The 8,114-nt window shown below is 69.2% G+C and carries 8 protein-coding genes and 1 pseudogene; 6 read left to right on the top strand and 3 right to left on the bottom strand.

Translation table 11 applies throughout. From position 1 onward, the window contains the following. Positions 1-373: pseudogene (locus C4T42_RS30900) on the bottom strand (porin family protein); the annotation flags it as partial. 503 nt (positions 374-876) lie between these two features. Between C4T42_RS30900 and C4T42_RS30895 the strand changes: the two are divergent. Both C4T42_RS30895 and C4T42_RS30890 read left to right on the top strand, forming a co-directional pair. Further along, positions 877-2,397, top strand: coding sequence for a formyl transferase (locus C4T42_RS30895; protein ID WP_103986535.1), 1,521 nt, complete (start codon positions 877-879; stop codon positions 2,395-2,397). An 84-nt stretch (positions 2,398-2,481) separates the two neighbouring features. Then, positions 2,482-2,643: a YqaE/Pmp3 family membrane protein gene (locus C4T42_RS30890; RefSeq protein WP_020096541.1), complete on the top strand. Its 162-nt coding sequence runs from the start codon at positions 2,482-2,484 to the stop codon at positions 2,641-2,643. 705 nt (positions 2,644-3,348) lie between these two features. Here the strand turns inward: C4T42_RS30890 and C4T42_RS30885 are convergent. Beyond that, the gene (locus tag C4T42_RS30885) at positions 3,349-3,957 is read right to left on the bottom strand and encodes a glutathione S-transferase family protein (RefSeq protein ID WP_020096543.1); all 609 of its coding nucleotides are present in this window, start codon (positions 3,955-3,957) and stop codon (positions 3,349-3,351) included. Between the two features lie 96 nt (positions 3,958-4,053). Between C4T42_RS30885 and C4T42_RS30880 the strand changes: the two genes are divergently transcribed. The 3 genes from C4T42_RS30880 (at position 4,054) to C4T42_RS31760 (ending at position 5,822) form a co-directional block, all read left to right on the top strand. Further along, on the top strand, positions 4,054-4,773 hold the full coding sequence (locus C4T42_RS30880) for a YafY family protein (RefSeq protein ID WP_020096544.1): 720 nt from the start codon (positions 4,054-4,056) through the stop codon (positions 4,771-4,773). A gap of 301 nt (positions 4,774-5,074) precedes the next feature. Continuing rightward, positions 5,075-5,371 carry a hypothetical protein gene (locus tag C4T42_RS30875; protein WP_020096545.1) on the top strand — a complete coding sequence of 99 codons (297 nt, stop codon included), beginning with the start codon at positions 5,075-5,077 and terminating at the stop codon, positions 5,369-5,371. A 184-nt stretch (positions 5,372-5,555) separates the two neighbouring features. Further along, positions 5,556-5,822 carry a hypothetical protein gene (locus tag C4T42_RS31760; RefSeq protein ID WP_139215755.1) on the top strand — a complete coding sequence of 89 codons (267 nt, stop codon included), beginning with the start codon at positions 5,556-5,558 and terminating at the stop codon, positions 5,820-5,822. A 333-nt stretch (positions 5,823-6,155) separates the two neighbouring features. On the opposite strand, the gene C4T42_RS31755 is transcribed toward C4T42_RS31760, so the two are convergent. Beyond that, a complete protein-coding gene (locus tag C4T42_RS31755; protein WP_128083332.1) occupies positions 6,156-6,365 on the bottom strand; it encodes a hypothetical protein in 210 nt (69 codons plus the stop codon). A 531-nt stretch (positions 6,366-6,896) separates the two neighbouring features. Here C4T42_RS31755 and C4T42_RS30870 point away from each other — a divergent pair. Then, a protein-coding gene (locus C4T42_RS30870; RefSeq protein ID WP_103986534.1) for an IS3 family transposase occupies positions 6,897-8,080 on the top strand; the annotation gives its coding sequence in 2 pieces (ribosomal slippage) (positions 6,897-7,161 and positions 7,161-8,080; 1,185 coding nt in all). The last annotated feature ends 34 nt before the right edge of the window (positions 8,081-8,114 follow it).

Below are 8,114 nucleotides of genomic sequence, written 5' to 3'. Positions count from 1 at the left end.
TGTTCCGGTTACGGCCGAAGTCGAGGTACTGGGCGTCGGCCTCGACACCGATCACGAGGCCGGAGCCGGGGGTGATCTGCCAGTTGTAGCCGATCTGGCCACCGCCGGAGAAGCCGTCCTGGCTGCGGTTGCGGAAGGAGGCGACGGTGCCGGGGGCGGCGTAGGGGAAGGGGACGGCGAAGGTGTTGCCGGTGTTGCGGTCGCTGGCGTCGAAGGCGTAGCCGGCGTTGATACCGAAGTAGGCGCCGGTCCAGGTGAAGACCGGGACGGGGGTGAACACCGGCGGCGGGGCGGCGCGGCGCGGCAGGTCGGCGGCCGAGGCGGCGGCGGTGAGGGACGTGAAGGCGGCCAGCGAGGCCAGGAGCTTGGTCATGTCGGTTCCCCGAATGTGTGATCTGGCGGTGTGGCTACCGATCACCGGGGGAAATGGCTGTAGTTTTGAGGTCACACCGCCTGTCGAAGGCCCGAAATGCCAGAGTAGAGCATCCTTCAAGACGCGACGAAGCGCGGAAATACAGCGCGCATTACGCGGGTGAGCGCGACAACAACGCGGCAGCGTTTTGGTTGCATCGACATGTCGGGTTGGCACCGGGTGTGACGGGCACGCCACACCCGGTGCCGGTCGGCCGCCGGCCGGCGCGGCGGCGATCCCGATCGCTCCCGCGGGATCCCGACACCGGCCTGGGCGACCCGGCAAGGTGCCGGAACGCCCCCGCCGCCGCGAGACAGGTTTTCATCCCGCGGATCCCGATCGAGGGTCCGATCACCCGCGCGTCCCGGGCCTCGATCCGAAGTTATGACTCCTGTTACCAACGGGAAAATAGATGGACTCGACAGTCGTCGTCGCGACGACCGCGCGATGGGAACCGGGGCGCCATGCATGTGAGAGTTCGCCTCGACGGCGCGAACCCGCGGCGCTGGCACGTCGCGCTGCTGGACCGGCTGTCCGGCCTGCCGGGTATCGCGGCGGTGAGCGTCGACGCCGCGCCCGGTCCGGACGGGTGGCCGGCACAGGCCGACCTGCTGTTCCGCCTGGAAGCCCTGATCTTCCGGCTGGCGCCGAACGGGTCGCGGCCCGTGCCGCCCGCCGATCTCGCGGCCTGGACCCGTCCCGGGACCCCGGACCTCGTGCTCGACCTGTGCGGCGACGCGGCCGCCTCCTGCCCGGTCTGGCGCGTGGCCTACGACGGCGGCCTCGGCGAGACCGGCCTGCTCGCGAGCCTGCTCGCCGGCCGGGTCCCGCATCTCGACCTCCTCGAAGGCGGCACCGTCGTCGCCGCGGGTCGCCTCGGCTCGGACTACCGAGGTTCCATCGCCGTCTCGTTCGAGGATGCCCTGTCGCGCACGGCGACACTCGTCGCCGCCGCCCTGCGGGCCCGGTCGGACGGCCGCGCCTTCGCGGCGACGCCCGCCGCGGCCGCGGCCGCGCCCGCCCGTCCGGCGCGGATCCTGGCGTCCCGGCCGGCGCGGCTCGTCGCCCGGAGCCTCGTCGGCCGCCTGTACAGGCTGTGCTACCACGCCCCACACTGGCGCACCGGGTGGCGGACCCTCCGCGGGCCGGACCTCGTCGCGCTGGGCCGCCATCCCGCGGAGGGCTGGCAGGTGCTGCCCGACGACGGGCGGCGCTTCTACGCCGACCCGTTCCCCCTCGCGGTCGACGGGACGACCCACGTCTTCGTGGAGGAGTTTCCGCACGCGACCGGCAAGGCGATCATCTCGGCGGTCCGCTTCGGGCCGGACGGGCCCGAGGGGCCGCCCGTCCCGGTGCTGGAGGAGCCGCACCACCTCTCCTACCCGTTCGTGTTCGCGCGCGCGGGCTCCGTCTGGATGGTGCCGGAGAGTTCCGCGGCCGGCACGGTCGATCTCTACCGGGCGACCCGCTATCCGGGCGGCTGGGTGAAAGAGGCGACGCTCCTCTCCGGCGTGGTCGCGAGCGACGCAACGCTCCTCGAGCACGGCGGCCGCTGGTGGATGTTCGCCACCGTCCGGGACGCGCCCGTCGGCGCCCCGCCCGGATCGGGCTGCCACCACGACGCGCTGTATCTCTGGTCCGCGCCCGACTTCCGGGGGGCGTACGCGCCGCATCCGGCCAATCCCGTGCTGGTCGACCCGTCCTTCGCCCGGCCCGCGGGCCGGATCGTCGCGCGCGAGGGGGTCCTGATCCGGCCGGTCCAGGATTGCGCCCACGGTTACGGACGCGCCCTGTCGCTGGCGCGCATCGACCGGCTCGACCCGGAGGGGTTCGCCCAGACCATCCTCGACCGGATCGAGCCCGGCCCGGCCTGGCCCGGCAGCTGCCTCCACACGCTCAACACGGGCGGCGGGATCGAGTGCATCGACGGCTCCAGTCGGGCCTCGCGTCTCAGGGCGTATCTGAGCGCGCGGTCCGACGCCTAGGCCGGGCCGCGGCGGAAGCTCGGCCGTCCGGAACCAGCCGCCGCGATCCGTGTTCGCTCACGAACGCGGAGACCCGTTGCCCCCATGATCATGATCCTCATCTGCTTTCTCGCGCCGTGGCTCGCCATGTTCCTGCGCGGAAAGGTGTTTCAGGGCATCCTCTGCATCATCCTCCACCTGACGATCATCGGATGGATCCCGGCGACGATCTGGGCGCTCGTCGTCACCCGCAAGGAAACGGCCTGACCAGGGCGGCCTGACCGGGGCGGAGCGGCCGGGATCGGCGGCTCCGCCGCGCGGTCCGAACCCCGCATACGGGAACGGCGGGGCTCTCGCCCCGCCGCTCACACCGTCCGTTCGGGCAGTCCGTCGCCCGGGCGGCCCCGAGGGCCGCCGCGGCTCAGAAGCCCATCAGCACCCCGGCCGAGCCGGTCACCGTCATCGCGAGGCCGCCCAGGAAGGCGCCGATCATCGCGTAGGAGAAGCCCTTCAGGACCATGTCGTGCACTCCTTTCATCAAGCGGCGGGTCCTCAGCCGGACCCGGTCGGTTCGTCTGCAACGATGATGCCGGATCGGCCGAGCGCGTGCGGTGCGAAGAGTCACGCTGCACCGCGGAACCGTTCGGCGCGCGTTCAGGCGGCGACGGTCAGCGGGCGTGCCGCCGGGGCCGTCTCGCTCACGCGAAATGGGCCGGCAGGCTGAGGGCCTGCGCGTAGGTCACGAGGGCGACCGCGCCGGCGATCAGGGTTGCGGCCAGGGCGATGCGGTTGGTCCAGGTCATCGTCGTCTCCATCGGGTTCGCGACTGTGTTCGCGGTGTGATTCCGATGTACGCCCAAGCTTTCGGGCCCGGCGTGTCCCGGAACACCTGCGGTCGCCGGAGCCGCTCGGAATCGCCGCGCGCGGGCCGCTTCCGGCCACCCGGGAATCGCGAGCGGCGCCCCGTCGGCGCTAGGCAGATTGCGGCCCCGACGCGCCGTCCTTCGCCGCGGCGCGCAGGGCGGCCGGGCGCGCCCGGCAGCGGTCCAGATAGGCATCGAGGGCCGCGCTCGCCGGGAAGGCCGCGCGGCCGAAGCCCAGGGCGCTGCCGATCAGGATGTCGGCGCCGGAGAACCGCGCGCCCATCACGTAGGGGCCGCGCGCCAGGGCGGCTTCCAGGCGGTCGACCACCGCCGCGTGGTTCCGGCGCTTCTGCGGCGATCCCGCGAGCTCACCCGTCAGGCCGGCGAACAGCGCGGGCTCGAACTCGGCGACGTACCAGGCCATCCACGTCAGGTACGCGCCGCGCTCGGGGGCGCCCACCGCCGGCGCCAGCCCGGCTTCGGGGAACGTCTCCGCCAGGTAGAGTACGATGGCCTGGGACTCGGTGACCAGACCGCCCGCGTGCAGGACGGCCGGGACGCGCTTGTCGGGATGCGGGTTGGCGGCGTCCGGCACGCCCTCGCCCGTCATCGGCCGGAAGATCGAGACCGGCGCGATGGTGTAGGGAACCCCCATCTCCTCCAAGAGCCAGACGATGCGCGAGGAGCGCGATTGCGGGGCGTGGTACAGGGTGATCATGGCGCGGTTCCTGTCGGCACGGCGCGCGGGATGGCCGTGGCGGGAGGACTTGTAGGGACGCCCTGCTGACAGCATTCTGTCAGCAGGAGTCGGTGGATGCGGCGCGCGGACAGGCTGTTTCAGATCATCCAGATCCTGCGTCGCTCGCCGCGCCCGGTGACGGCCGCCGAGATCGCCGGAGAGCTGGAGGTCTCGGTCCGCACGGTCTACCGCGACGTCGCCGACCTCGTCGGCCAGCGCGTGCCGATCCTGGGCGAGGCCGGGCTCGGCTACGTGCTCGGCGAGGCGTTCGACATGCCGCCGCTGATGCTGACGCCCGACGAGATCGAGGCGGCCGTCCTCGGCGCGCAGTGGGTCGCGGGACGGGGCGAGCCGGTCCTCGCCAAGGCGGCGCGCGATCTCATCGCCAAGATCACCGCCGTGGTCCCCGAGCGCCTGCGCCCGCTCATCGCCGATCCGTCGATCGGCACGCCGACGGCCTTCGCGCAGGCCGCGGACGGGATCGACGTCGCCCGCGCGCGGACCTGGATCCGCGAGGGCCGCAAGATCCGCATCCAGTACCGCGACGTCCGCGGCGATCCGAGCCGGCGCGTGATCTGGCCGGTGATCGTCGGGTTCTTCGATCAGGCCCGGATGGTGGCCGGCTGGTGCGAGCTGCGCGGGGCGTTCCGGCACTTCCGCACGGACCGGATCACGGACGCCGAGTTCCTGGAGGAGCGGCACGGCCTCCGGCCCGCCGTCCTGCGGGCGCGCTGGAAGCGGAGCCTGCCGGACCGGCAGGAGGCGGCGAACCCCGCCGCGCCGGCCGCGCCGTAGGGCCGGATGACAGGGCCACGCGGAATGACCTGGCGACCCCGGTAGGGCTCGAACCTACGACCTGCCGCTTAGAAGGCAACGGAGTGCTGAACCAAAACAGGCTTCATTCCGACAGGTTCGCGGTTTGCCCTCACACAGAAATGATTGGCGAATTTGGCCTTGTCGGAACGGCCAAGAGCCATTTGCCGAGCTTGCTGAGGAGTAGCTGAGTCGCCTTCACCGCGCTCGCTACCACCGACCGCTACCAGATCCTGGTGGCCTGCCCCGCCCTCACCCGTTCCACAGCTTGAGAGGAGCCATCATGTCGAACGTCATCACCCTGCCGACCCGTTCGAAGCCGGCCTCGACAGCGCACTACGAGGAGATCGCCCTGTACGGGCACGCCGGCCCGTTGATCGTCTCCCTCGCCCGCCGCACGGACGAGCCGACCGGACTGATCCACGTCGTGCTGCTCGGCGCCTCCGTCGGCCTGGAGATCGTCGCCAGCCTGCCGGACGACGAGAAGGGCCGCGCCATCGCCGACTTCGTCGGGCCTGCCGTCCTGCGCACCGCTGAACTGGTCGAGACCGAGCTTGCCGCCCAGCCGGAGGCTTGCTGATGACCGAGCCCCCCATGCTCCATCCCGGCCGCACGTCGGCCGAACGCCGCGTCTTCGACCGCATCGGCTGCGGCGGGCAGCGCACGGCTCGCCCACCTCATACCTCCGAAGTGAGTAGGCCCTCGCACAGGCGAACCTCAGCAAGCGCGCTACTTTGGGGGCATTGGTACCGATGGAGCTGCCCGTGTCCTCGCCACTCGAAAACATCTTGCTCGAAGAGCTCCGCGACCTGACGGTGCGTTTCGAAATTCTGCAGTCGGCTCTCGGTATGACCATATCGTTGATGGCCGACGAACAGCGAGTGGCGATCATCAAAATGCTGGCTGAAAATCTCAAGTTAGTAGGTAGCGAAGATCCTCGCGGTGTGGCCGGGGCGACCGTGAAGGATCTGATTGACCTCGCGCTATTGCCTCCGGATGTAGTTCAAGGACGACAGACGGGCAGTCAATAATCGATACGGCTGAGTTCGCGAGCGAGGCGGGTGCGTGGGTATGACTGCCTCACGCGTGTTCGCGATAGGCATTCTTGGAGCTGTGCTGACTGGCAGTTGCTCACACGAAGTGCGGCGGCAGGATCATGAACTGTGCGTGCACGATCAGGCTGAACGCCATGGCAGCCGTCACGACAGCGTCGACGAGACGGTTCGTCAGGGTGATCGGCTTGGTCATCATGGCCTCGTCAGCTCGGCTATTCCGAGGCCGCCTTATGGCCAAGCTGAATGTCGCGAGGATTGCTCCGATTGTTGCTTGAAGGTGTGCGGCTGGACGTGCACCAACCAGAGCGCTCACACGTCCGTCTCACGCTTCACGACTGCATCCTCGTCAGTGCCCTTCTGCGTCAAGCCGACATCCGGGCCTTCCAGCGGGTCTGAGGGTGCCTTGGGGCTGATCGGACGAATGGATTTCTGTTCGGCGCCAACTCGGGCCCAGCGCTCGGCGTCGTACTCGGCGTCTGCGAGATCCTGCGTGTTCGAGGTTAGTGGTTCATCGGGCATCAGACGCTCTCCGTGTGCAGGAGTAACACAGCGAGTGTCAGAGCAGGTCCGGACGCCGCATCGATGCGAGTTGACCGGGTTCGAGGCTGGAGAGGCGTTGCTGTGATTTGCCCCTGCCTCGCATACGAAAACGGCGGGGTTCGCACCCCGCCGCTCATCCACTCGCTGATCTCGGCGGCCGCTGAGGCCGCGTGTAGTCCGAGGCCCTTACAGGCCCATCAGCACACTGGCCGAGCCAGCGACAGTCATCGCGAGGCCGCCCAGGAAGGCGCCGATCATCGCGTAGGAGAAGCCCTTCAGGACCATGTCGTGCACTCCTTTCATCAAGCGGCAGGCCTGCAGTCAGGCCCGGTGAGTTCGTCTGCAACCAAGATGCCGGATCGGCTCCGTGCGTGCGGTGCGAAGAGTCATATTGCACCGCGGAATAACCCTATGCAGACCGATCATGACAGTTCGAGAACAAGCTGATCTGCCCCCAGTGAAGTGGTCCGCCCTGAGGTATGGCTTTCGGGCCAGGACGAGGACGGACAGATGGGAACGAAGGGGCACAAGCCGGAGGATGTCGTCGCCAAGCTGCGGCAGGTGGATGTGCTGGTCTCGCAGGGCCAGAGCGTCGGGGACGCGATCCGCACGATTGGCGTGACGGAGGTGACGTACTACCGCTGGCGCAAGGAGTACGGCGGCCTGAAGAGCGACCAGGTCCGGCGCATGAAGGACCTGGAGACCGAAAACCAGCGGCTCCGGAAGGCGATCGCAGATCTCACGCTCGACAAGCTGATTCTGCAGGAGGCTGCCCGGGGAAACTGACCAGCCCCGCGCGCCGACGCGCCTGCATCGCGCATGTGATGGACGTCCTGGACGTCTCCGAGCGCCGCGCGTGCCGTGCGCTCGGTCAGCATCGTTCGACGCAGCGCAAGGTGCCGCGGGGCAGAGATGATGAGGCGGCGCTGACCGCCGATCTCGTGGAACTGGCGCGCCGATACGGGCGCTATGGCTACCGGAAGATCGGCGCGCTGCTGAAGGCGGCCGGCTGGTTGGTCAACGACAAGCGGGTCGAGCGGATCTGGCGGCGCGAAGGGCTCAAGGTGCCCGGCCGCCAGCAGAAGAAGGGCCGACTGTGGGACGGGGATGGTTCCTGCATCCGGCTCAAACCGGAGCGGCGCGATCACGTGTGGGCCTACGACTTCGTCGAGGCGCGCACCCATGACGGGCGCAAGTTCCGGATGCTCAACGTCGTCGACGAGTTCACCCGCGAATGTCTGGCGATCCGCGTTGCGCGCAAGCTGAAGGGAGCTGACGTGATCGACGTGCTCTCGGACCTGTTTATCCTGCGCGGCGTGCCCGAGCACGTTCGCTCCGATAACGGGCCCGAGTTCATCGCCAAGTCGGTGCAGTCCTGGATTGCGGCCATTGGCGCGAAGGCCGCCTACATCGCGCCAGGCTCACCGTGGGAGAACGGCTTTGTCGAAAGCTTCAACGCGCGATTGCGGGATGAACTCCTGAACGGCGAGATTTTCTACACCCTGAAGGAGGCACAGATCATCATCGAAAGCTGGCGTCGGCACTACAACACGATCCGCCCGCACGGTGCGCTTGGCTACAAGCCACCAGCGCCGGAGGTGTTCGTGCCAGCCACGACCGCTTGCCCGACTGCGCTCGCCCGACCGGCTCCGGCGGCCAAGCTACCCGTAGAGCAGAGGCCGACCCTGCACTAATTTTGAACTCGGACCACCTCGTGGGGGCAGGTCA

Origin of the sequence: Methylobacterium sp. 190mf, assembly GCF_900107945.1 — a bacterium.
Taxonomy (GTDB): Bacteria; Pseudomonadota; Alphaproteobacteria; order Rhizobiales; family Beijerinckiaceae; genus Methylobacterium.
Note: the sequence above shows the minus strand (reverse complement) of the source record. Positions and strands in the feature narration are given on the sequence as shown.